Annotated in this window: 23 protein-coding genes and 3 riboswitches; of the genes, 12 read left to right on the top strand and 11 right to left on the bottom strand. The window is 37.4% G+C overall.

Annotated elements, in window-relative coordinates:
* Positions 1-4: 4 nt before the first annotated feature.
* Genes BM260_RS13945 through mtnW form a run of 4 tightly spaced genes read right to left on the bottom strand, consistent with a single transcriptional unit; the run spans position 5 to position 3,049 of the window.
* On the bottom strand, positions 5-538 hold the full coding sequence (locus tag BM260_RS13945; protein ID WP_093537960.1) for a 1,2-dihydroxy-3-keto-5-methylthiopentene dioxygenase: 534 nt from the start codon (positions 536-538) through the stop codon (positions 5-7).
* A 15-nt stretch (positions 539-553) separates the two neighbouring features.
* Entirely contained in the window at positions 554-1,168 is a 615-nt protein-coding gene (locus BM260_RS13940) for a methylthioribulose 1-phosphate dehydratase (RefSeq protein WP_093537959.1), read from the bottom strand.
* Positions 1,165-1,830 carry a 2-hydroxy-3-keto-5-methylthiopentenyl-1-phosphate phosphatase gene (locus tag BM260_RS13935; RefSeq protein WP_093537958.1) on the bottom strand — a complete coding sequence of 222 codons (666 nt, stop codon included), beginning with the start codon at positions 1,828-1,830 and terminating at the stop codon, positions 1,165-1,167. Before BM260_RS13935 ends, BM260_RS13940 begins: the two co-directional genes overlap by 4 nt.
* A 4-nt stretch (positions 1,831-1,834) precedes the next feature.
* Positions 1,835-3,049 (bottom strand): 2,3-diketo-5-methylthiopentyl-1-phosphate enolase, encoded by a 1,215-nt coding sequence (gene mtnW, locus BM260_RS13930; protein ID WP_093537957.1) that lies wholly within the window; start codon positions 3,047-3,049, stop codon positions 1,835-1,837.
* Between the two features lie 104 nt (positions 3,050-3,153).
* A riboswitch (SAM riboswitch) is annotated at positions 3,154-3,258 on the bottom strand.
* Positions 3,259-3,415: 157 nt separating this feature from the next.
* A riboswitch (SAM riboswitch) is annotated at positions 3,416-3,572 on the top strand.
* 75 nt (positions 3,573-3,647) lie between these two features.
* Here mtnW and mtnK point away from each other — a divergent pair.
* The 7 genes from mtnK (at position 3,648) to BM260_RS13895 (ending at position 11,933) form a co-directional block, all read left to right on the top strand.
* Positions 3,648-4,835 carry an S-methyl-5-thioribose kinase gene (gene mtnK / locus BM260_RS13925; protein ID WP_093537956.1) on the top strand — a complete coding sequence of 396 codons (1,188 nt, stop codon included), beginning with the start codon at positions 3,648-3,650 and terminating at the stop codon, positions 4,833-4,835.
* Positions 4,835-5,905 (top strand): S-methyl-5-thioribose-1-phosphate isomerase, encoded by a 1,071-nt coding sequence (gene mtnA / locus BM260_RS13920; protein ID WP_093537955.1) that lies wholly within the window; start codon positions 4,835-4,837, stop codon positions 5,903-5,905. Before mtnK ends, mtnA begins: the two co-directional genes overlap by 1 nt.
* Positions 5,892-6,980: a sugar ABC transporter substrate-binding protein gene (locus tag BM260_RS13915; protein ID WP_093537954.1), complete on the top strand. Its 1,089-nt coding sequence runs from the start codon at positions 5,892-5,894 to the stop codon at positions 6,978-6,980. The genes mtnA and BM260_RS13915 overlap by 14 nt, the downstream gene beginning before the upstream one ends.
* Positions 6,981-7,040: 60 nt before the next feature.
* Positions 7,041-8,546 (top strand): sugar ABC transporter ATP-binding protein, encoded by a 1,506-nt coding sequence (locus BM260_RS13910; protein WP_093537953.1) that lies wholly within the window; start codon positions 7,041-7,043, stop codon positions 8,544-8,546.
* Complete coding sequence (locus BM260_RS13905; RefSeq protein ID WP_093537952.1) at positions 8,521-9,540, top strand: ABC transporter permease; 1,020 nt, start codon at positions 8,521-8,523, stop codon at positions 9,538-9,540. The genes BM260_RS13910 and BM260_RS13905 overlap by 26 nt, the downstream gene beginning before the upstream one ends.
* A 158-nt stretch (positions 9,541-9,698) precedes the next feature.
* Positions 9,699-10,865 carry a TraB/GumN family protein gene (locus BM260_RS13900; RefSeq protein ID WP_093537951.1) on the top strand — a complete coding sequence of 389 codons (1,167 nt, stop codon included), beginning with the start codon at positions 9,699-9,701 and terminating at the stop codon, positions 10,863-10,865.
* Positions 10,866-10,949: 84 nt separating this feature from the next.
* Entirely contained in the window at positions 10,950-11,933 is a 984-nt protein-coding gene (locus tag BM260_RS13895) for an EAL domain-containing protein (RefSeq protein WP_093537950.1), read from the top strand.
* Positions 11,934-11,998: 65 nt separating this feature from the next.
* On the opposite strand, the gene tatA is transcribed toward BM260_RS13895, so the two are convergent.
* The 3 genes from tatA to BM260_RS18810 form a co-directional block, all read right to left on the bottom strand.
* On the bottom strand, positions 11,999-12,202 hold the full coding sequence (gene tatA / locus BM260_RS13890; protein ID WP_093537949.1) for a twin-arginine translocase TatA/TatE family subunit: 204 nt from the start codon (positions 12,200-12,202) through the stop codon (positions 11,999-12,001).
* Positions 12,203-12,260: 58 nt separating this feature from the next.
* A complete protein-coding gene (gene tatC / locus BM260_RS13885; protein ID WP_093537948.1) occupies positions 12,261-13,016 on the bottom strand; it encodes a twin-arginine translocase subunit TatC in 756 nt (251 codons plus the stop codon).
* A gap of 736 nt (positions 13,017-13,752) precedes the next feature.
* A complete protein-coding gene (locus BM260_RS18810) occupies positions 13,753-13,887 on the bottom strand; it encodes a hypothetical protein (RefSeq protein WP_281249758.1) in 135 nt (44 codons plus the stop codon).
* A 358-nt stretch (positions 13,888-14,245) separates the two neighbouring features.
* Here BM260_RS18810 and BM260_RS13880 point away from each other — a divergent pair, with 358 nt between their 5' ends.
* A complete protein-coding gene (locus tag BM260_RS13880; RefSeq protein WP_175496305.1) occupies positions 14,246-15,343 on the top strand; it encodes a CapA family protein in 1,098 nt (365 codons plus the stop codon).
* 15 nt (positions 15,344-15,358) lie between these two features.
* On the top strand, positions 15,359-15,967 hold the full coding sequence (locus BM260_RS13875; RefSeq protein ID WP_093537946.1) for a class I SAM-dependent methyltransferase: 609 nt from the start codon (positions 15,359-15,361) through the stop codon (positions 15,965-15,967).
* Between the two features lie 162 nt (positions 15,968-16,129).
* On the opposite strand, the gene BM260_RS13870 is transcribed toward BM260_RS13875, so the two are convergent.
* Positions 16,130-18,055 carry an elongation factor G gene (locus BM260_RS13870; protein WP_093537945.1) on the bottom strand — a complete coding sequence of 642 codons (1,926 nt, stop codon included), beginning with the start codon at positions 18,053-18,055 and terminating at the stop codon, positions 16,130-16,132.
* 98 nt (positions 18,056-18,153) lie between these two features.
* Here BM260_RS13870 and BM260_RS18505 point away from each other — a divergent pair, with 98 nt between their 5' ends.
* Positions 18,154-18,330, top strand: coding sequence for a hypothetical protein (locus BM260_RS18505; protein ID WP_093537944.1), 177 nt, complete (start codon positions 18,154-18,156; stop codon positions 18,328-18,330).
* A gap of 37 nt (positions 18,331-18,367) precedes the next feature.
* Here BM260_RS18505 and BM260_RS13860 read toward each other — a convergent pair whose 3' ends face one another.
* Together BM260_RS13860 and BM260_RS18805 are read right to left on the bottom strand one after the other, a co-directional pair.
* Positions 18,368-18,595 carry a hypothetical protein gene (locus BM260_RS13860; protein ID WP_139219926.1) on the bottom strand — a complete coding sequence of 76 codons (228 nt, stop codon included), beginning with the start codon at positions 18,593-18,595 and terminating at the stop codon, positions 18,368-18,370.
* 52 nt (positions 18,596-18,647) lie between these two features.
* The gene (locus BM260_RS18805) at positions 18,648-18,779 is read right to left on the bottom strand and encodes a hypothetical protein (protein ID WP_281249757.1); all 132 of its coding nucleotides are present in this window, start codon (positions 18,777-18,779) and stop codon (positions 18,648-18,650) included.
* A gap of 36 nt (positions 18,780-18,815) precedes the next feature.
* Positions 18,816-19,004, bottom strand: a riboswitch (cobalamin riboswitch).
* A gap of 176 nt (positions 19,005-19,180) precedes the next feature.
* Here BM260_RS18805 and BM260_RS13855 point away from each other — a divergent pair.
* On the top strand, positions 19,181-19,981 hold the full coding sequence (locus BM260_RS13855) for a serine hydrolase (RefSeq protein ID WP_175496304.1): 801 nt from the start codon (positions 19,181-19,183) through the stop codon (positions 19,979-19,981).
* 76 nt (positions 19,982-20,057) lie between these two features.
* Here the strand turns inward: BM260_RS13855 and BM260_RS13850 are convergent, their stop codons facing one another.
* Positions 20,058-21,719 carry an FAD-binding dehydrogenase gene (locus BM260_RS13850; protein ID WP_093537941.1) on the bottom strand — a complete coding sequence of 554 codons (1,662 nt, stop codon included), beginning with the start codon at positions 21,717-21,719 and terminating at the stop codon, positions 20,058-20,060.
* 140 nt (positions 21,720-21,859) lie between these two features.
* On the opposite strand from BM260_RS13850, the gene BM260_RS13845 reads away from it, so the two are divergent.
* The gene (locus BM260_RS13845) at positions 21,860-22,810 is read left to right on the top strand and encodes a TRM11 family SAM-dependent methyltransferase (protein WP_093537940.1); all 951 of its coding nucleotides are present in this window, start codon (positions 21,860-21,862) and stop codon (positions 22,808-22,810) included.
* Position 22,811 lies beyond the last annotated feature (1 nt).

Genomic DNA, 22,811 nt, shown 5'->3' with positions numbered 1-22,811 from the left:
ACCTTTATTGTTCTACTGCTTCCTCTTGATAAACTGGGACCCAACCCTCTGTTGTTACAAATATGCGTACAGCAACAACTTTACGGTCCTCTGATAATGTGAAGTAATGTGTAATATTCTCAGGCACAGATATCAAATCACCAGGTGAAAGATGGACTTCAAAGTAGTGTTCATCCTTGCCTTGTATGATGAAGACACCATGACCACTTACAATATAACGAACTTCATCATCGGTATGAAGGTGTTTGCGTTCGAAATTTTTTAATAGTTCGTCTAAGTTTGGGTTCGAATCTGAAAGAGAGATAATATCGGCCGCTTGATATCCACGGCGACTAGAGATATCATCTATTTCATCTTGGAAGGCGTGGAGAATCTCTTGCTTTTCTCCGTCGCTTAAGTCAAATTTTTCACGAAGGTTTTCTGGTAGTTTGTTAATATCCCAATGCTCATAAATTACTTCTTGGCTCTCTAAAAACGCTGCTACCTCTTTTTGCTCTTTAATTGTTTCATTTGTTCCTTGAATTTTAATAATAGCCATTAACAATCTTCCTTTCTATTTTGAGTGTATTTGATGTAGTGCTAATTGATACTGAAATAAAAATTCGCAAGCTTCAAGTAATTTTTTTGCCTCAAATCCATCTTTTCCCCAAACGGTTATTCCGTGATTTCGAATGAGTATAACTCCCTTGTCTGCAGAAATATACGGTGTAAATTCTTCTGCAAGCTTTGGTATATGAGCGTAGTTAGGGACAATGGGTATCGATAGTATGGCATCCTCTTCCCACATTCCAAAAGCTTTAATAAGTTCAATACCTTGAAAATCTACTGAACCTTTGTCACCATATAATTCGGAAATAACGTTATTTGCAACTGTATGGATGTGTAAGCTACAACCTGCATTTGTTTCGCGATATATTGCACAGTGTAATAATGTTTCGGCTGATGGAGTTAAATGTGTATTTTCGACTGGGTTTCCATCTGCATCAACAAGTAAAAAATCCTCTGCTGTTCTCTTTTTTTTATCTTTTCCGCTTGCTGTCACTAAGAACTCCATAGGATTATCATGTACTTTAATAGCAAGATTACCGCTCGTCCCCATAAACCAATCCCGTACGGCTAATTCATCTTTTATGTCTGCAAGTTCTTCCCATTTATCTTGTAAAGTCATATTTCCACACCTAACTTTGCGTCAATAATTTTTATCACATCGTGGAAGTTCTCAAAAGGTTCATAGGGAATATTCAATTCATCGCATTTTTCGATTAAGAAATCCCTCGCAATAACGACATTACCTAATTTTGCTGCTTCAAGATCAGTGATGGAATCCCCAATCACAACGCTCACAGCATCTTGGTCAAGAAGGGTACGAATAATAGAGGGTTTACAGCAACCACAGCCTTGGCTAGTACATTGATCATCACAGCTATACGGAAACTTAATGTGAATTGTATCCTTGGAAAATTCGGATGTATTACAATAGACTCCTGTAAATGTCCCGAATGGTTCTAGTAGCTTGTGGACAAAAAAGTCTATGCCGCCACTTACGATGTAGAGTGGTATGTTGTGTTTTTTTGCATAGGAGACAAATTCACTAAACCCATCACGGATGACTGCCTGCTTAAGCACAAAAGAGATAATGTCATCTTTTGACTCAACAGGAAGGAGTGTGAACATTTTTGCTACACCATCTTGTATGGAAATTCGTTGTCCTAAAATATCATCTTTAATCGATGTCCATTCTGGTGGAGCAAACTCTTTCATGATTGCCATTATATTATCCTGATTGGTAATAGTTCCATCGAAGTCACAAAAAACTACAAGATTACTCATATTATCACCTCCATAATTCAAGTGCTGTGTTTAATTCACTCTGGGTTTTAGCTGCTTCTTCTAATGGAATACCTTCCAAAACAGCCGATACTGCCTGTCTAAAAGCCAAACCTCCTCCGGTTGCACCGGCCGGATGACCGTGTACTCCACCCCCGGCATTAATGATGCTGTCGATTCCATAGTCATTCATTAACAGTGGTACGAGACCAGGGTGAATGCCTGCAGAAGGCACCGGAAAGCTTTGTTTTACTTCACTAGGCTTTGTTAGTTCTTTCCCTAAAGAAAGAGCTACAGATTTTTCAAGTGCAACACTGCCATAAGGAGAAGGGAATAATGAAAAATCTGCTCCTGCATAACGGGTAAGTTTACCAAGAACAAGTGCCGTGGAAACTCCATAAAATCCTGAGGACGTGAATGCTCCACTATAAGCTGGGTGAGCCATGAGTGGTAATTGAATCTCTTCGTCCTCTGCTAACTCCTGAAGAACGTCTAAACCGTATGCATGAACATTAAATAAGAGTGCATCTGCTCCAAGTTCCCGTGCTTTTTTGGCCTTGTCCTTTAGTTTGAATGTACGCCCCGACAAATTTACTGCGTATAGAGTACGATGCCCAGTTTCTTCATACACTTGTCTTAATACCTCTCGACCAGTAGTGATACGTGTTTCAAAAGAAGTAAGTGGATTGTCAAATAGGATTTCGTCATCTTTTACAAGGTCAACTCCACCAAGTGCTTGTTGCCTCAGTTGTTGCGCTAGGTACTCGATATCTCTTCCAATGACACCTTTGAAGATACTCATGATGAGTGGACGTTCATAAACTCCCAATCTTTCTCGGATACCTTGAATGCCGAAGCGAGGGCCAGGGAAATGGGATAATATATTTGTGTCAAATTCTAAATCCAATAATTTTACTTCTCCATCCAGAGATAGTTTGCCGAAAACGGTAGTTAAAATTGCTGGTATATCTGCTGAAAAATTTGCGGCAGGATAGAATACTTTAATTTCTCCTTTAATTCTTTCCGGATGAATGGGGTGAAGAATATTTTCAAATTCAGTAACCGATCGTACAGTTCCTTTATGTTTTTTTAGCTGTTCCTGTTCTAAAAAAGCTAAATTGGTCCAAGAACCAATAGTCAATCCAAGAGCAATATCATCCGCTTTTTTTTCAAAAGAACCAGACTTTCCGTATAGTTGATAGTGCGCAGTAATTCCACTCATTTTTTCACTCCTAATATTAGAAAAGCGTAAGTGCCTAGGCGTTAGAGCTAGACAGATAATATAAAAAACCTCTTCAAATAAGAAGAGGTTAATAGCTTAACAACTTCTTATCTCTCAGTCATTTGACTGCAAGAATTAGCACCGTGTTCATAATTGAATCGGTTGCCGGGTATCATAGGGCTTGTCCCTCCACCTGCTCTAAATAAGAAAAAATATTCAGTTTGTATTTAATGAATTATATTGATTATTCCATGCATTAAAAATTCTGTCAACAAGAAACTGAAAAATTATCATTATTCAAAATTGTATTGACATAGCTTTTTCTAATATGCTAGGATTCTAAACAAACATCATAGTTGTACCGCACTCTTATCAAGAGCAGGCAGAGGGATAATGGCCCGATGACGCCCAGCAACCGACCGTAATACCGTTGTGAGACGGGGCGCTTTATGCGCCGGAATGTAAAATTCCGTAAGGCACGGTGCTAATTCCATCAGAAAGTTTACTTTCTGAGAGATAAGAGGTTCAGAATCTCTTATTCTAAGCCTCTTTCTTTTGGAAAGAGGTTTTTTATTTTGTAAATGAGAGGACGATCATAATGGCGGTAGTAGTAATGAAAGAATATGAATCATTAACTAAAGAAACGGTAATTTCACTGGCGATAGAGTTATCATTATTTTCTAGCGAAGCTCCATTAGTTTGCGAAGAGATTGGTGATGGAAATCTAAATTATGTATTCCGTGTAACAGATGGATCCGGTGAGAAAGGCATTATTATTAAACAGGCCTTACCCTATGCAAAGGTCATCGGGGAGAGCTGGCCACTTACTTTGAAAAGGGCAAAGATCGAAGCTAGTGCATTACAAAAACATGGAGAATACGCAGTTGGATTAGTCCCAAAAGTTTATGCAACTGATGAAAGCTTAGCAATCACAATCATGGAAGATCTGTCTCATCTTGAAATAGTTCGTGAGGGCTTGATAAAAGGAAAGTCCTATCCTAAATTATCAACCGATATTGGCGAATATCTAGCCTTAACACTTTTCAATACTTCTGACTTTGCGCTCCACCCCTTTGAAAAAAAGTCACTTGTTGTAGAATTTTCTAACCCCGAGCTATGTAAGATTACAGAAGACTTAATCTTTACAGACCCTTTTTTTGATCATGAAACAAATGACTTTGAGCCAGCATTACAAGCAGAAGTGGAAGCTATTTGGAATAACAACTTGTTGAAATTGGAAGTAGCTAAGCTAAAAAGAAGTTTTTTGACGGAAGCCGAAGCTTTGTTACATGGGGATCTTCATACCGGAAGTATATTTGCGAGTGAAGCGGAAACGAAAGTAATTGACCCGGAATTTGCATTTTACGGCCCAATTGGATTTGATATTGGCTTATTTTTGGGGAACTTAATAGTTCAATCCTTTACGCGTCAAGATGACCAACGGGATGCTATACATACCCATATACAGAATACATGGAACACATTTTGTGCTAAATTTTCAGAGTGTTGGAAAAAAGGAGAGTCCGATTTATATAAAAGTATAGAAGGCTATGAGGCATTTGTGCTAGAAAAAATATTCCATGATTCCGTAGGGTTTGCAGGCTGTGAGCTAATTCGCAGAACGATTGGACTAGCACATGTGAAAGACTTAGATAGTATTGAAAACCATGAGCAACGAATTTTAACCAAAAAACAAACGCTTAAAGCTGGAGAAAGACTAATAGTGAGTCGTCATGAAATAAACTCAATAGATGCTGTAATTGAGCTGTTAGGAGAAATTCAATAATGAATGTTCCATTATCGATTAAGTGGGAAGGTAAGCGGTTAATAATTTTAGATCAACAGAAACTTCCCCATGAAATTATCTATATAACACTAGAAAATATGAAAGAAGTTCACGATGCAATTATTACTCTGAAAGTTCGTGGAGCTCCAGCCATTGGAATTACGGCAGCGTATGGATTAGCTATTGAGGCGCAGAGTTATCAAACAAATTCAATGATAGATTTTCTAGAATACTTAAAAAGAGATGCAGCATACTTGGGTGAATCTCGACCTACTGCTGTCAACTTGGTTTGGGCACTTGACCGTTTGTTGAAAGCAGCGAGTCCAATAGATAGTGTTTCGGATGCAAAGCAGATTCTAATTGAAGAAGCAATAATAATTCACAAGGAAGATGAGGAGTCCTGTAAAAGTATCGGCGAGTTTGCACTCTCTCTACTTGAAGATAAAACGAAGGTAATGACGATTTGTAATGCTGGTTCTATAGCCACCGCTAAGTATGGTACTGCTTTAGCTCCTTTTCATCTAGGGAAGGAACGTGGAAAAGAATTTGAAGTGTTTGCATGTGAAACTCGACCTGTCTTCCAGGGCGCCCGTTTAACAGCATGGGAACTGCAGCAATCAGGTGTCGATGTGACACTCATAACAGATAGTATGGCTGCACATACGATAGGCGCAAAGGGAATAGAAGCAATTATCGTTGGAGCAGATCGGATAGCAAAAAATGGAGACACAGCAAACAAAATAGGAACCCTAAACTTAGCAATTCTTGCATCTGTATTTGGAATTCCATTTTATGTGGCTGCACCGTCCTCTACATTCGATTTGTCCATAAATAATGGAGAAGAAATTCCAATAGAGGAAAGGAAAGTAGAGGAAATTATTAATATTAACGGCAAAGCTATTACCCCATCAAACACAAAAGTATTTAACCCTGCTTTTGATGTGACACCAGCTAAATATATCACTGCCATAATTACAGAAATAGGTATTATTTATCCAAACTATCTTGAAAATATTTCAACTCAAATAGTCGATTCAATTGAAAAGGAGAAGGATTATGAAAACAAATAAGTACTGGTTAATATTTACGATTTTAGTAATAGCGGTTTTACTCGCTGCATGTCAGCCAAAAGCTGAAGGAGAAACAACTAAGTCATCTAGCTCTAACGGTGATGTTAAGGCTAAAGAAAATCCGTTAGCCGGCAAGAAAATTGCATTAGTTATGCAACAAAATTTAGGGACATTTTCAGCTCAATATATTGAAGGGGTAAAGGAGCAAGTAGAGAATTTTGGTGGAACAGTAACGGTGTTTACTTCTGAAGGAGATTTATCTAAAATGGCGTCCAATTTGGATGCCGCTGTGAATCAAGGAGTTGACGGTATTTTAATAGATCATGGCACAAAAGAATCACTGAACCAAGGAGTTGAGAATGCGGTTGCAAAGGGAATTCCGGTTGTCGCATTTGATGCGGGAGTAGAAGTTGAGGGAGTAACCTCTTTAGAACAAGGCGATGAAAAAATGGCTCAAATGACACTAGAAAAACTAGCGGAAGATTCAAATGGGAAAGCCAATATCGTGAAAATATGGGTAGCGGGTTTTGCTCCAATGGAAAGACGACAAGTAGCATATGAGAATTTTCTAGGAGAGAATCCAGGGATAAAAGAAATTGCCACATTCGGTGCAGCAACGCAAAATACAGCTTTAGATACCCAGTCACAAATGGAAGCGGTATTAAAGCAGTATCCAAACAAAGGTGAAATCACCGCTGTTTGGGCTGCTTGGGACGAGTTTGCCAAAGGTGCAGTTCGGGCGATAGAGCAAGCGGGACGTACAGATATTAAGGTATATAGTATCGATATGAGTGATGAAGATTTACAGATGATTCAAAATGAGAATAGTCCCTGGGTTGCCTCGGCAGCAGTGGATCCTAAGGATATCGGCCGTATTCAAGTTCGTTATTTATATCAAAAAATAAGCGGAGGCAATGTAGAAGAAAAAGTAGTATTAGAACCAGTTTTTGTAGAAGCATCTAAATTGCCGAAAGAAACAGTAACAACTAATGAACTCAGTGATCATATTGAAGGTTGGGGAGCAAGTGATCAAGGTTACACAGATGAATTAAAAGGATTAGAGGAAAACAGATAACTTAAAAGAATTTAAGCTGTCCTGTTTAATGGGACAGCTTTTTTCAGAAAGGAGCAATCGATGCTGAATCCTTTTCTTTCCATGAAAGCTATAGATAAATCATTTGGAAATGTAAATGCTCTGAAAAATGCTGAATTTGAACTTAAAAAAGGCGAGGTACACGCTTTACTTGGGGTAAATGGCGCAGGGAAAAGCACGCTTATGAAAGTACTCTCTGGTGTGTATGAGCAAGATGTGGGAGAAATTTTGTTAGAAGGAGAAAGAATACGTATACGTTCGCCTAAAGTCGCAAAGGATTTTGGAATTTATTGTGTATATCAAGAGGTAGATACTGCCATCGTTGCGGAACTCTCGGTTGCAGAGAATATATTGCTGGATAAGATTGTTGCTGGTTCTAATATGTTCATCTCCAAAAAGAAACTGAATAGGGAAGCACGGAATGCCCTGAAGCAGTTACAGGTAGTCAATATTTCAGTAGAAATACCTGCATTTATGCTCTCTCTAGCAGAAAAACAGTTGGTATTGATAGCGCGAGCACTTGTAAGTTCTGCAAAGGTTATTATCTTCGATGAACCGACGGCACCTCTATCCCTAAATGAATCTACCAAGTTATTTTCAGTCATTAAAAAGCTAAAAGCGACAGGAGTAGGGTGCATATTCATATCACATCGACTACCAGAAGTATTTGAGATTTGCGATCGGATGACCGTTATGGCAGAAGGTACGTTAGTTGGGACCTATAATACTTCTGAGACTAACCAAGAAGAGATTGTTGAAGCTATGCTAGGAACTTCTTATAGCAAAGATTTTCCTGCTCGTAAACATGTATTAGGAAATACATTACTTCGTGTTAAAAATATATCAAGAGGAGAAAAGGTAAGGGATATTTCTTTTCAAGTGTCTGAAGGAGAAATTGTTGGGATTGTCGGTCTTGTAGGGGCGGGGAAAACAGAGTTAGCTAAAACGTTATTCGGATATTCTCCATATACAGAAGGAAGTATGGAAATCTTAGGAAACACCTTAAAAATAAAGCATCCCAAAGACGCGATAAAAGCCGGTCTAGTTCTTATTCCAGAAGAAAGACGAAAAGAAGGGCTATTTGTTCAAGAATCATTACGAACCAATGCATCTTTTCCTAATTTACAAAATTTTTCTCGTCTCTTATTTATGGATAAAAAGAAAGAAAAGTCCTTTGCAAAAGAGATTATTGAACGATTACAAATTAAAACAAGTAGTACTGAGACACCACTTGTGTATTTGAGCGGAGGAAATCAGCAAAAGGTTGCTATCGGCAAATGGACTTCGCTTGATTCCTCTCTTTATTTGTTCGACGAGCCAACAAAAGGCGTCGATATTGGTGCAAAAACTGATATTTATAGAATGATTCGTGAGTTTGCTGAAAAAGGGAAGGGTTGTCTTTACTTTTCAAGTGAAATTCATGAAGTTCTAGGGATTTCTGATCGCATTTTAGTTATGTATGATGGTCATATCGTGAAGGAACTATCACGGAAAGAAGCGACCCAGGAAAGGATTTTGCTTTATGCAAGCGGCGGTAAAGAGGAATAAGTTGCAAGAACGGGGTACAAATTTTTTGTTCAAGTTTGGAGCTATTGCGTTACTTATTTGTATTATTATTTATTTTAGTTCAATAAGCGATGCCTTTTTTACATATGCAAATTTCACAGATATTCTGCGATCTATTTCAATCGTTACCCTATTAGCATTGGGTGTTACCTTCACACTTGTAGTAGGAGGTTTTGATTTAAGTGTAGGTTCAACTATGTCGCTATCTACAGTTGTGACAGCCTCTCTGATGGTTTGGTACGAGATGCCTCTATGGCTTGTATTGATTGTACCTATTGTAGTTGGAGTATTAGTGGGTTTGTTGAATAGTTTCCTTATTGTAATTATAGGTATACCTGATTTGCTTGCAACATTAAGTACGATGTATATCGTTGCGGGCTTCCATCGAACTTATACAGAAGGTTATTCTATTTACAATAATATGCCACTTACTTCGGGTGGAACTGCTCCAGGGCAATTCTCAGAGGCATTTCTTTGGATTGGTCAAGGTAGATTACTTGGTTTACCTGTACCTGTTTGGATTATGTTAATACTCGTTGTAGTAGCTTATATTGTTCTCAATCATACACGGTGGGGTCGTATTTTATATATGACAGGTGGTAATGAGGAAGCGGCAATATTGTCAGGAGTGAACACACGCAAAGTGAAGTTCATTGCGTACATCATTTCTGGTATTTTTGCTTCATTGGCTGGAGTATTATTTACTGCAAGGGTCGGGTCAGGTCAAATTGATGCTGGTACCCCACTTTTAATGGAGGCGGTTGCTGCAGTTTTCGTGGGCTATTCGGTATTAGGAATTGGGAAGCCTAATGCGTTAGGCACTTTTTTTGGAGCAGCGGTAATTGGCATCCTACTTAACGGGCTAACAATTTTGAATTTGCCTTACTATGCATTTGATATTATTAAAGGAACAGTATTAGTTTTGGCGCTGGCAGCAACTTACGTTTATGCGAAGAAACGTTTTTCACGGGCTTAGCAAGAAGAAGATCTTCCTAACCAAATAAGATTTTTTCAAAAAAATTAAAATAAAATGGAATCATCGTTGAAATTTAAGATAATCTACTTCATTATGAAAGGTAGAGAATCTCTAATGTTCTGACTAAGAGATAATACACTAGATGAAGGAAGTAGTTTATGTCCGAGGAAAATATTACACGTTTATATGTCAACGATAAAGAAATTATATTAATCGGAACAGCACATGTATCAAGACAGAGTGCGGAACAGGTAAAGGAAGTTATCGATAGAGAACAACCAGATTCTGTTTGTATTGAATTGGATGAGCAAAGATACCAATCTATTATAGATAATAATAAGTGGAGGCAGACGGATATCTTTAAGGTTATTAAGGATAAGAAAGCTACTCTATTATTAATGAACTTGGCGATTTCATCATTCCAAAATCGGATGGCTAAACAGTTTGATATTAAACCTGGCCAAGAAATGATACAAGGTATTGCAAGTGCAAATGAGAACGGGGCTGAGATAGTATTAGCGGACCGTAATATTCAAACTACTTTTTCACGTATATGGCATAATCTTGGTTGGACTGGAAAATCTCAATTACTTACTTCGGTTTTCTTTAGTATTTTCAGTAAGGATACAATATCGGAAGAAGAAATGGAGAATATGAAATCAAAGGATACGTTAAATGCTGTACTAGCTGAGTTTACGGAAACCTTTCCAAAGTTAAAAACACCTTTAATCGATGAGCGTGATCAATACTTGGCTCAAAAAATTAAGGAAGCACCAGGTAAAAAGATTATAGCCGTTTTAGGGGCTGCACATGTCCCAGGTATTACAAAGGAAATTCATAAGGAGCAAGATTTAGCAAAGCTTTCGGCTATTCCGCCTAAGTCAATTGTTCCTAAAATAATCGGTTGGGCTATTCCAATTCTAATTGTGGCGCTAATAGTGATTACATTCTTTACAAATCCTTCTGCTGGTTTTGACCAAGCACTCAGTTGGATTCTATGGACGGGTTCTATGGCTGCAGTAGGAGCAGCGGTAGCGTTAGGACACCCATTGGCAATTCTAGCTGCATTTGTCACAGCACCAGTTACAGCGCTTCATCCTATCTTAGCGTCAGGCTGGTTTTCTGGGCTTGCCCAAGCATATATCAAACGTCCAACGATAGCCGATTTTGAAAAGTTATCAGAAGATGTCTTTACGATCAAAGGGTTTTGGAGAAACAAAGTTACGAGGGTATTACTTGTTGTTGTATTAACTAACTTATTTGGATCGCTTGGGACATTTATAGGTGGGGCAGATGTTATACGAGTATTTTTCAAAAATTTCTAAGTAGCTTATCCCTTGTGAAGCAAAGTGCTGAACAGGGGATTTTTTAAGATTCTAAGCTATTAGAACATAAAAGGAGTGTAAAATTTGGAGTGTAATAATTGCCAAGTAAATGAGTTGAAAATTGAGTTCAAGGTAGAGGGATATACCAACATTCCCTTACTAGCTGGTGTATTAGAGCATTTGAAACGCCGGGACATTTTAGTAGATGCAAAAGGGAATACGTTTATTGTTAAAGAATCAGATGTGAGAGATTTTATAGACTTCAGCCACGATCATATGGACGCCTCTCAAATTACATACAGAATTTCAAAACAGCCATGGGAGCCTATGGAAAAAATAGATGAAGTATTAGACGTTAAATGGATTGATGAAGTTATCAAAAAACAACTTATGATTTGTCATTATCAACCAATCGTAGATATAGAGGAGCAAGTATTTGCTTATGAATTACTAGCTAGATTTCCAAAGGAAGATGGTTCTATGATTTATCCAAATGAAATATTTTCCGCTGCTAAGGCAAGAGGAAGGCTATACTCTTTAGATCGAGCATGTCGAATGACCGCAGTAAAACATGCAACAAGTCTTAAAGGAAAGAAAGCATTTATTAACTTTATACCTACCTCTATTTATTCACCTGAATTTTGTTTGAAATCTACGACTGCATTAGCAGAAGAATTAGGTATAGATCCAGTTGAACTAGTATTTGAAGTGGTAGAAACGGAAAAAGTAGAAGACATAGAGCATTTAAAAAAAATTCTTGCATTTTATAAAGAAAAAGGTTTTGAATATGCACTAGATGATGTAGGAGAAGGATATAGTACGATGGAAATGCTGGCAGATATAAAACCAAATTATATGAAGTTAGATATGAAATATGTGCAAGGAATTTCCAATGATCTAAATAAACAAGCAGTTGCAAAAAAATTCTTAGAAAAGGCAGTAGAAGTGGGATCCATTCCTCTAGCAGAAGGTATAGAGGAGAGAGAAGATTTTGAATGGCTGAAGGAAACGGGATATAAGTTATTTCAAGGTTATTATTTTGGAAAACCAACTGCAGCTCCTATTTAAATACAACTTAATTAAATCAAAAAAACCAACTATCCAAATGAATAGTTGGTTTTTTCTATAGAAACTTATGCTTTCTTTTTAGTATCCGTATCTTTGTCATCTAATTTAAACTCTTGTGTTACATCATCTACGATGTCTTTTGTGGAATTTTTAAACTCTTTTAATGTTTGACCGACTGCTTTACCTAATTGAGGCAATTTTGATGGTCCGAAGACGATTAAAGCAATTATTAAAATGATGATCAATCCTGGTACTCCAATGTTTGGCATGGAAGTTCCTCCTCTATTGTGATAATGTACAAATTTTCAATGGCTAGTGTGTCTCAAACTATTTGTCTAAAATTTGATCCTCAAGTGCTTGTCTCGCAAGTTGTTTTTTATAAGACCAACTGGAAACAAGGATACTAATTTCAAATAGCAGCAGCAATGGAATAACAATGATGAAATCTGAGATGAAGTCTGGTGGAGTAATGGAAACTCCTACAACAACTAGTACAAAATAAGATATCTTTCTCATTTTTCTTAGTCGATCTGGAGTTATTATACCCAATTTGGTTAAAAAAAGTATAATAACGGGTAATTCAAATACTATGCCTACGGGAATCACTAAGTTAAACATAAAAGTGAAGTATTGTTTCATCCCGTATGTCTCTAAAGCACCAATGGAATCATTAATATTCGACATGAAATTCAGCATTAAAGGGAAAAGAATGTAATAACTGAAACTAATCCCGAGTAAAAAAAGAAGGAATGAAACAGGGATAAAATAGCCTGTCCCTTTTGCCTCGTTCTCATTTAAGCCTGGTCTTACGAATAACCATATCTGATGTAATGCAATAGGTAGAGTAATTAAGATGGCTAGTATTAGTGCGCATTTTACGTAGATCATTAAACCATCTGTATAACCGAAGACATTCCACTCCACATTCATAGCGGTTGGTTGCTGTTTTAAAAACGTAAGCGTTTTTGGAGCTAACCAAAACCCTAAGGCAAGTGAGAGGATAAATGTCGATGAAACAATGATAAGTCTTTTTCTAAGTTCTGTTAAATGTTCAACAAGCGTCAGTTGTTGTTCTTGGTTCATTTCTGATACCACCCCATTTTCTCAAATAAAGTGAAGCTTGTTAATATACTACTCGCAGCACCTGTCTGCAATCCATTATACCCAGTAAATGTTCTTTTGTACCATCCCACATTATACTCTTTCAGATCAAATTGTAAATAAAAGAAAACTTATTGTCACTAATAAAACAAGTATCAAGAAATTATTAACCTTTTTTAAAAAACTAGTTAGTTAGAATTAGATTGCTATTGAAAGGAGAATGTAAATAACTGAAGTACAATAGAGAAGAATTAATGTTGTTAAACTAAATGCTCCTTGCAAATAAGTGGTATTACGAGGCTGTTTTTTAAATGTAGCCTCTTTTTTGCGTTTACACTGTTATCGCATATTTAAATAGGAAAAAGTATGAGTGGCTATACTCATACTTTCTTTTCTAAGAATTGGGTTTTTTATCCGCTTTTGCTTGCCTATTTAGAAACTTTGTATATAATTCCATGGTTACAGGCCGTAATAATAACAATAACCTTCGGAATATCACCGTTTTTTCTTCTATGGTCTATACTTGCAGACATACTTTTGAGAAATAGTAGCTTCTCAGAGGCTATTATTGTTGTTAATGAATATTTCCCATTTAAACGATAATCCATAATGGTTCTGGAAAAAATAAAAATTCACCAAGAGGCATTAATCTTATCCCAAATCATAGTCAGCTAGTCCATATTTAGGGTCATAACCATCGGCTTGTTCATATGCTTCTCTAGTGAAAAATAAAGCAAGTTAACATAACTTCTTCTTTTGGTCGTTTCATCATTTCAGTAAGGGCAGGATACCAAGTGTTATTTATATCTCGAAGTGAGTATACTAAAACTGTATCGGGAGTAGCATTCTTCATCGTTGCTACTAACCTTTCAAGAAAGTTTGGCCATTGTATATTATCACTTGATATCCAAGTAAGTAGGGCACAATCTAGAGTATGCTATCCCTTTATTGAAGATACGGTGAATGATGGAGTACCTTTTGATCGTTTGCGCCATCAATGACAATTACTAACTCGAAGTTGTGGTATTTTTGGTTTTCGATAGCCTGTACACATTCAAACAAGTACTCTCTTCAGCTACAAATATGTATATTAAAGTAAGCTGTCTTGTATATTATGAAAGCAAAGCGTTGAGAATAGATAGCAGCTAATATACTAATAAATATATATAAATTATTTGGTATAAGCAACGATATTGTAGAGAATGATTAAGGTGGAGGTGGTATATATTAAAACTTTAGCAGCTTTTCTCGTCATTCTTATTTCTATCTTGCTATATTTTAATCTACAAATAGAGAAACCTATTCTTTTTAATAAAGAGTTCCACGGGAAACAATTTTCGACATTTTATATGGAATATGAGGAAGAAAAAATAGAAATCGGGATGGTTGGTGATGTCTTACTCCATTTACCTCTTTACAATTATACAAACTTTGCTCCTTCCTTTTCTCCTGTACAGCAGGAATTAGAATCCATAGATTTGTTAATAGCAAATCAAGAATCCCTACCAGCTGGAAGAACATTTGGAGTATCTGGATACCCAAACTTTTCTAGTCCACCTCATATTATAAGTGATTTAAAAGATATTGGTGTAGACGTGTTATCGATAGCTAATAATCATTCTCTTGATCAAGGGGAAGAGGGACTCTTAGAAGCAATTCAACAGATGGAAAAGGTTGAAATGCCATATATCGGTGCTTTTAAATCAGAAGTAGACCAACAGACAGATCGGATATTCGATGTGGAAAATATATCATTTGGACTTCTAGGTTATACCTACGGGACTAATAGCCATGAAACACCGGTTGGTAAAGACTATTTAGTGAACCGAATAGAAGAAACTCGAATTATAGAAGAAATAAAGGAATTAAAAGCAAAGGTAGACTTTGTTGTAGTTAGTATCCATTGGGGAGCAGAGTATAATCTGGAGGCAAATGAGACACAGAAAAAGCTTGCCGGGTCCATGTCAGATGCAGGTGCAGATATTATATTCGGTCATCATCCCCATGTTATCCAACCATATGAACAAATTTTGGCGAAAAGTGGTCATCAAACACATGTGTTTTATTCGTTAGGAAACTTTTTTTCTGGTCAAAAAGACGAGTATACTAATATTGGTGGAATTGCTAAAATAGAAGTTTTAAAGAAAAATGTGAATGGTAAACAAATTATGACTTTAGAAAATCCTAGCTTTATATCTACGGCTGTTTTAAAAGGTGAGCCCTATACGGTTAACTTTTTAAAAGATGTTGAAAGTGAAATAGGAAAAACAAATGCATGGGTGCAGCAGCATGTGTTTGGAGGAGAGTGAATTAGGGGGAAACGTGTGAAAGAACAAGATCATGACAGATTACTACGTATTAAGACAGAAGGTGTAAGAGAATGGCAGCACCAATCGTCTCATTATAATCGATACGAAGCGACCCCATATTCCGCATTGGAGATTCTTTTTGACGAATATGACGAGTGGAAATCAACAGATCGCTTTGTAGATTTTGGATGTGGCAAGGGGAGGTTCCCATTTTACGTTTATCACCATTTGCATGCTTCAGCGGTTGGGGTAGAAATGAATGGCCAACTCTATCAGGAGGCAATGGAGAACTTAGCTAAATATATGGAGCGTGCTAAAAGTTCAAGAGCTTCGATTCAGTTTGAACATATATTTGCAGAAGGGTATGACATAGAAAAGGAAGATAATCGATTTTACTTTTTTAATCCGTTTTCTTTGCAAATTTTTCAAAAAGTTATAGATAATATCCTACGGTCAGTTGAAGACCATCCTCGCTCTGTGGATGTCATTCTCTACTATCCAACCTCAGAATATAGTCACTTTCTCGAAATTCAAACAGTATTTGAATTATGGAAGGAGATTCGCCTTCCTGGTTTATATGATGAAAATAATAATGAACGGTTTTTAGTTTTCCGATTAGATTAAATATAAAACACTCCGCTTATAGTGGAGTGTTTTCCATTGTTTCAGTTTCTCGTTATCTGCTAGTATGTCCCATACTGTCTCTACTGGTGTTCGAACTGTTTTTCGTATTGTGCGGTAGTTCCTATTTTCTTTGTAGCAATCATTAACTATTCTTTCTTAAAATTATAGGCAATGCATAGCTGCTTCCGCCTCATGCCAGTAGACAGGATATCCTTTTCCTTTAGCGCAGAAAATAGATGTAGACGTATACTCAGGGTCTGCTTCTTTGTTATAACCAAGTGTGTCAATTATCTCCTCAGTATTATGACAGCGATCGTATCCTCCATAAACTAAGCTAAGAGATCCCTTGCCATGGGTAAAAGATGCGAATGTCGTACTGTAATTCATAAAGGTCGCTACGGGTACTCTTCCTTTTATGAAAACATTATCTCCACTATTTTCTGGAGGTTCAAAGGTTCCTGCTGCTTGTTGGATATCAGAGAGTATTCGACCGATTAAGTCCATATTTACTTTAATCGTAAAATCATAAAATGGCTCTAAAAGTATATTTTCCGCTTTTTCCAGACCTTGCCGAAGTGCACGGTAGGTTGCTTCTCGAAAATCTCCACCGTGTGTATGCTCATTATGTCCGCGTCCTGTGAGTAAAGTAATTTTCACATCAGTTAAGGTGGAGCCTGTTAGTAAACCGTGATGATCTCTTTCGAAAAGGTGGTGCTTCACTAAGTTTTGGTTGCCTGTCGATAGATCATTCGCATGACATATATTTGAAAAGGTAATTCCACTATTTCTTGCAGCAGACTCGATTAGTAAATGCACTTCTGCATAGTGTCTTAAAGGTTCAAAATGACCATATCCATGTACGGAGTTACCAATAGTTTCTTTGTATAGAATTTTAGGCTCTCCAAAAGATACGTGGAAACCAAAACGCTCCAAAACAATTTGTTCGAGTACTTCTAGTTGAATAACTCCCATTACATGGACGTGTATTTCTTGAAAGTACTCATCCCAAAAGATACGTAAAGAAGGGTCTTCTGCATCTAATAATTTAAAGCAACGTAATACTTCCTTTACATGTATAGAAGCATCAAAGAGTACTTTAGATTTTAACGTTGGAATCATATCAAATTCAGTTTTCTGGGCGAATACACCGAGCCCATCCCCAATGGAGGCATTTGTTAAGCCAGTAACAGCTACTAGTTCACCTGCTATAGCCTGATCTGTAGTTTTAAATTTATTGCCGCTATATTGGCGGATTTGCGTTATTTTTTCAGTTTGTTCATTGTAAGTCACACTGTCGCGTACTTTCAATGTCCCATTCACTAACTTCAAATAGGTAACACGATTCCCACTTTCATCGTGTCTTATCTTATAAACCTGCGCTGCAAATACATCGTCTGATTTATAGGAAGTAGTTGTTAACGAATCTAGTTTTTCTAGAAATTCGACAATACCTATATCTTTCAATGCTGAACCACTAGCACAAGGAAAGATTTTGTTTTCTTTCACCATTTGTTGAAGCGTTTGTGTCCATAAGTCTTTATCGAATCCACTGTCCATATAAGTTTCTAAGAGAACTTCATCTCGCTCTGCAAGAAATTCAATTAGTTCTTCGTCAAAAGATGTCGTTATATCACACACATTTTCTGATAAGGTGGAGCGAATTTCAGCAAGAACGCTTGTTGGATCCGTGCCTTCATAATCGGTTTTATTGATAAAGAAAAAGGTAGGGACATGGTGTTTTCGCAGTAATTGCCAAACAGTTTCCGTATGTCCTTCAATGCCGTCTACAGCACTAATAATAATGATGGCATAGTCCATCACTTGGATAGCACGTTCCATTTCTGGAGAAAAATCGACGTGTCCCGGAGTATCGATAATATAGTAGGTAGAATTGTTGTAGGTAAAGATTCCTTGATCGGCAAATATAGTAATTCCTCTATTTTTCTCTATAGTATGACTATCAAGAAACGAGTCTTGGTGGTCCACTCGTCCTCTATGTCTAATGGTATTTGTATGGTAAAGCAGTTGCTCTGAAAAAGTAGTTTTTCCAGCATCTACATGTGCAAGAATTCCAATAGTTTTGTGCATGTACTCACCTCTGAACTTAATTATAGCAAATTAGGGCGAAAACACCTGTATCAGTGCTATACTAGATAGACTAACAACGTAGAAAGAAGGTACAATTCATGCAATATTCGAAATCGAAAATGGAAGAACTAGTGAAATATAGCCCAGAGTTAAGCAAACGTTTAAAAGAGGTTATGAAGGAGCATGATTTAGAGAAAAGCTTTGCTTTAAAAGCTCTTTATCATTCTGAAGTAAAAGACGGCGGTAAATTTCAAAGAGACTATCAAGACCTATAAAAAAGTGAACCGATTAAAATCGGTTCGCTTTTTTTATTTAATCTTCTTTCATTCCTGAAATCTCACCTTTAATTTGTTTATATGCTTTTTGTAAATTGAGTACATATATAGTTTTGTCTTGTTCGTGTATTTCTGAGATAGTATCAATTTCTTTTCCAAAGGCTTCAAATATCAAATCCAGTGAAATGGATGAGCTTCCAATATTATTAGTCATTAATACATTTTTAAATCTATTTATATAATCTTCTTTCGTGCCGATAGTCATTTCAACATTCCTTTCTTCAACATAAAAAAGCATCCTCTTTTAAAAGAAGATGCTAGTTGGATATGATTGGTTGTTGTCGAGACGTTTGAAACGTAACAAAATACACACTGAAAAGAGTCAATATCTCCAGTGTTTTCATTGCGCTTTTTCGTACGACAGCAATTTCAAGCATTTGCTTGTTCATAGCTGCACTTAACACCCCCTATCCGCGTAGGTTTTTGGTGTGTACTTGAAATAGGCAGGTCTCCTGGCTCATGGTCATCGCTTTTCTATCCTTCCCATAATGACATACAGTGGATATAGTAGAATTGCTCCCATTTACAGTTGCGGGACAGCGTCGGTTTTTCACCGACTTCCCTTTTAAGTTCATTTACTTTTGTAAACGAACACCTAAGTCTACACATTATTCAATTGTTCTTTTACTATAACATAAAAAATTTAATATTCAGTTGATAGAAAGTTAAAACCGAGCTTTATTGTAAATCTATAAATCTATTTGCTTTTTATAGTTTATAATTAATGTAATATTCAAACAAGTGTTAGTCTATAATAAAATAAATAGATTTTCTATAGGGGGGAAGAATTTTGGAAGAGCTTGTGAGCGAGGTACAAAAACTCGTAGAACAGTCAAAAGGCACTTGGGGAATCGTCTTAGAGGACTTAAATTCAGGGGAGAAATGGTTTCATAATGAACAGGAGCTTTTTTATGCGGCAAGCGTCATTAAGGTACCAATCATGGCCTCAGTTTATAGAGCAGTGGACCGAGGAGACTTGTCTTTAATGGACTTAATCATCCTCAATGAAAAAGAGTATGTGGGAGGTTCTGGTGTATTGCAACATTTTACTCCAGGATTATCTCTTCCCCTTCAAGACGTCATAATGCTGATGATTATTCAAAGTGATAATACGGCAACTAATCTACTAATCGACCTTGTAGGAGTTGACGATATCCAAAATTCTATGAAGGAAGCAGGAATGGTATATAGTACTTTTTATAACAAGCTCATGTTGAGTAAGTCTAATCCCAAAGGTGCTAATCGGATAGCAGCAGCGGATATAGCTATACTTTTACATAAGATGGCTATGGGAGATTTAGTGAGTGGTAAAGCAAGCCGTCAAATGGTAGAAGTGATGAAGAAACAACAGGTACGTGATTGTTTACCTGAAAGGTTACCGTCTCCATACTCTAATTTTGATTATGGGATGACGCCATGGGAGTTAGCCAATAAGACTGGATGGATTCCTGGAACACGTCACGACGCTGGAATCTTTTATGTAGGGAATCGAAAGTTAATTGCAACGGTTTTATCAAAGGATGAAGATGATTTACTTTCGAAACGAATTCTTGCTCAAATTGGAGAAGAAATATACAAATACTTACGGTAAATTGGTTAAAGACGACATGGATATACAACGCATGTCGTCCGTAACTATTTCAGATTAGGAAACTTCAGTAATCGAGTTAAGTTTGATTTAGGCTACGAACCAAGGCCCTTCCTGCTTCTCTTCCTGTAAAGATACAACCACCTAAAAATGTCCCTTCTAAAGAGCGATACCCATGAACTCCTCCTCCACCAAAGCCAGTTACTTCACCGGCTGCATAAAGCCCAGGGACGGCAAGTCCTTTATCATTTAGTACCCGGCCGTCGAGATCAGTTTGCAATCCACCAAGTGTTTTCCTAGTCACAATATTTAACCGAACAGCAATTAAAGGACCATTTTTAGGATCTAATAATTTATGGGGAGATGCTACACGTATTAATTTATCACCTATATAGTTTCGAGCTCCTCGAAGAGCCGTTACTTGAAGATCTTTTGTAAATTTATTATCCATTTCACGGTCTCTAGCTAGTAGTTGGTTCTCAATATGTTCCAAGTTTAAGAGATTATCGCCAGTAATTTTATTCATCCCATCTACTAGGTCGGATAAATTGTTAGATACTATGAAATCTTCTCCATTTTCCATGAAGGCCTTCACTGGAGCAGTGGGTCCTGGTAAAATTCGCTTCAAAACCTGTTTGATACTTTTCCCCGTTAAATCTGGATTTTGCTCAGATCCTGAAAGGGCAAATTCTTTTTCAATAATTTTCTCGGTAAGTATAAACCAAGAGTAGTCATACCCAGTTCTTTGGATAGCCTCTAACGTTCCTAAAGTATCAAAACCAGGGAAGTTTGGAGCAGAGAATCGTTGCCCTGTGGCATCTAACCAGATCGAGGATGGGCCTGGCAATATACGTATTCCATGAAGTGGCCAGATTGGATTCCAGTTTTTAATACCTTCTGTATAATGCCACATGCGATCCTTATTTACTAAGCGACCACCAGCTTTCTCTGTAATGGCAAGCATTCGTCCATCCACGTGTTCTGGCACTCCAGAAATCATACGTTTGGGAGGTTCCCCAAGCCGTGAAGGCCAGTTTTCTCTTACCAGTTCGTGGTTAGCGCCAATTCCACCACTCGTTACCATTACGTACTTAGCTACATATTGAAAATGGCCAACCACATCTCTTGGGCTTGGTTCTCCACGACCAGCAGAACTAGGAGTCAATAATGAACCACTCACACCAATGACCTTTCCATTGTCCATGACCAGTTCGTCTACTTGGTGTCGCGGTTTATATTCTACATTTCCTTTGGACATGGCAGCTCGAACACGAGTTTCAAAAGGTTTCACAATAGCAGGTCCGGTACCCCATACGATATGAAACCTTGGTACTGAGTTTCCATGTCCATCTGCAAGATAGCCTCCTCGTTCTGCCCAACCTACTACGGGGAAGAATCGAACACCCTGTGCGTGAAGCCAATCACGTTTTTCCTCGGTTGCAAACCGAACATAAGCTTCCGCCCATTTCAACGCCCAGTAATCTTGATCCTCTTCCCGATCGAACCCAGCTGTTCCAAGCCAATCCTGCCATGCGAGTTCATATGAGTCCTGAATACCTAATCTTTTTTGTTCTGGGGAATCTACTAAAAATAATCCTCCAAATGACCACCAGGCTTGACCTCCAAATGATGCTTCAGGCTCTTGATCCAGTAGTAAAACTTTCTTTCCTGCATCCGCAAGTTCAGCGGTAGCAACAAGTCCTGCTAGTCCAGCACCGACTACTATGACATCCCATTCCATCCATATCCCTCATTTTCTAATAATTCTGAAACTTATTTTTATTATATTCTATAAAATTATGAATTACTATTCACTGTTGTAAAAATGATTTGAACGGTGACACATGATATAATAGAGGCACTATTGGAGGGAATATATTGATGAACAACAGCCGACAACCGGCATTTATATATACATATGCTTATAACGAGGCCGAACGCTCTCTGTGTCATTTAGAGATGCGCTCTTTTTTTGACAAAGACACCGAAACAAAAATTTTAAAGAGTTTCATAAAAATTGATCCTAGTAGAAGTCCTTTTATGAAAGGAAGACTAGAGGTTTTAGCTGAAGGGGACAAAGTGGAGGAAATTATCTCCCAAGCACCCAATTTTGGTTCAGAAAAAGAAACGAATAAAGTAATATTTTTAAAGATAAATGACCGCCAAGGAAAAGATAAGGTGGAGAATGCGGAGAGGCTTCGTATAGAAAGAGCCATTGGAAGTGATATGCAAGGTAACTTTGATCTACAAAATCCGGATCAGTTATTCGCTGTAGTGCCATTTGAAGGTCGTTGGTATTTCGGGTTATACACGAAAAGCGAACCTATTTGGTTTAATCATATGAAGAAACCGCGAGAGTATTCTACTGCACTAAGCACAAGAGTTGCCAGAGCAGTAGCGAATATTGCAGTTCCACATCCGAAAGGTATTCAAGCTATTGATCCTTGCTGCGGTATTGGTACGGTACTAGTTGAGGCATTATCTATGGGGATTGATATTGTAGGAAGAGATATTAACCCGCTTGTGTGTGAAGGTTCTAGGGAAAATATAGCATACTTTGGACTGACTGGAGATGTTCGAAAGAGTGCAATTGAAGACATCGAAGAGATGTATGATGTCGCAATAATAGATTTACCGTATAATTTATATACAAATGCATCTTGGGAAGACCAGTTTACTATTTTAAAACACGCTCGTAGAATTGCCAAAAAAGTAGTTATCGTTACGATTGAGTCTATGGATGATCGACTAAATACTGTAGGTTTGCATATCACAGACCGGTGTATAACGAAAAAACAACAATTTACACGTGAAATAGTCGTTTGTCAGTAGA

This window comes from Psychrobacillus psychrotolerans (assembly GCF_900115805.1).
Taxonomy (GTDB): domain Bacteria; phylum Bacillota; class Bacilli; order Bacillales_A; family Planococcaceae; genus Psychrobacillus; species Psychrobacillus psychrotolerans.
The sequence above is the reverse complement of the archived record's forward strand: the minus strand, read 5'-3'. Positions and strand labels throughout refer to the sequence as shown.

What these genes read in the sequence shown, in the direction of transcription:
- BM260_RS13945 (WP_093537960.1), bottom strand. Translation starts at nt 538, where the DNA reads ATGGCTATTATTAAAATTCAAGGAACAAATGAAACAATTAAAGAGCAA.
- BM260_RS13940 (WP_093537959.1), bottom strand. Translation starts at nt 1,168, where the DNA reads ATGACTTTACAAGATAAATGGGAAGAACTTGCAGACATAAAAGATGAA.
- BM260_RS13935 (WP_093537958.1), bottom strand. Translation starts at nt 1,830, where the DNA reads ATGAGTAATCTTGTAGTTTTTTGTGACTTCGATGGAACTATTACCAAT.
- mtnW (WP_093537957.1), bottom strand. Translation starts at nt 3,049, where the DNA reads ATGAGTGGAATTACTGCGCACTATCAACTATACGGAAAGTCTGGTTCT.
- mtnK (WP_093537956.1), top strand. Translation starts at nt 3,648, where the DNA reads ATGGCGGTAGTAGTAATGAAAGAATATGAATCATTAACTAAAGAAACG.
- mtnA (WP_093537955.1), top strand. Translation starts at nt 4,835, where the DNA reads ATGAATGTTCCATTATCGATTAAGTGGGAAGGTAAGCGGTTAATAATT.
- BM260_RS13915 (WP_093537954.1), top strand. Translation starts at nt 5,892, where the DNA reads ATGAAAACAAATAAGTACTGGTTAATATTTACGATTTTAGTAATAGCG.
- BM260_RS13910 (WP_093537953.1), top strand. Translation starts at nt 7,041, where the DNA reads ATGCTGAATCCTTTTCTTTCCATGAAAGCTATAGATAAATCATTTGGA.
- BM260_RS13905 (WP_093537952.1), top strand. Translation starts at nt 8,521, where the DNA reads ATGCAAGCGGCGGTAAAGAGGAATAAGTTGCAAGAACGGGGTACAAAT.
- BM260_RS13900 (WP_093537951.1), top strand. Translation starts at nt 9,699, where the DNA reads ATGTCCGAGGAAAATATTACACGTTTATATGTCAACGATAAAGAAATT.
- tatA (WP_093537949.1), bottom strand. Translation starts at nt 12,202, where the DNA reads ATGCCAAACATTGGAGTACCAGGATTGATCATCATTTTAATAATTGCT.
- tatC (WP_093537948.1), bottom strand. Translation starts at nt 13,016, where the DNA reads ATGAACCAAGAACAACAACTGACGCTTGTTGAACATTTAACAGAACTT.
- BM260_RS18810 (WP_281249758.1), bottom strand. Translation starts at nt 13,887, where the DNA reads ATGAAGAATGCTACTCCCGATACAGTTTTAGTATACTCACTTCGAGAT.
- BM260_RS13870 (WP_093537945.1), bottom strand. Translation starts at nt 18,055, where the DNA reads ATGCACAAAACTATTGGAATTCTTGCACATGTAGATGCTGGAAAAACT.
- BM260_RS18505 (WP_093537944.1), top strand. Translation starts at nt 18,154, where the DNA reads ATGCAATATTCGAAATCGAAAATGGAAGAACTAGTGAAATATAGCCCA.
- BM260_RS13860 (WP_139219926.1), bottom strand. Translation starts at nt 18,595, where the DNA reads ATGACTATCGGCACGAAAGAAGATTATATAAATAGATTTAAAAATGTA.
- BM260_RS18805 (WP_281249757.1), bottom strand. Translation starts at nt 18,779, where the DNA reads ATGAACAAGCAAATGCTTGAAATTGCTGTCGTACGAAAAAGCGCAATG.
- BM260_RS13850 (WP_093537941.1), bottom strand. Translation starts at nt 21,719, where the DNA reads ATGGAATGGGATGTCATAGTAGTCGGTGCTGGACTAGCAGGACTTGTT.
- BM260_RS13845 (WP_093537940.1), top strand. Translation starts at nt 21,860, where the DNA reads ATGAACAACAGCCGACAACCGGCATTTATATATACATATGCTTATAAC.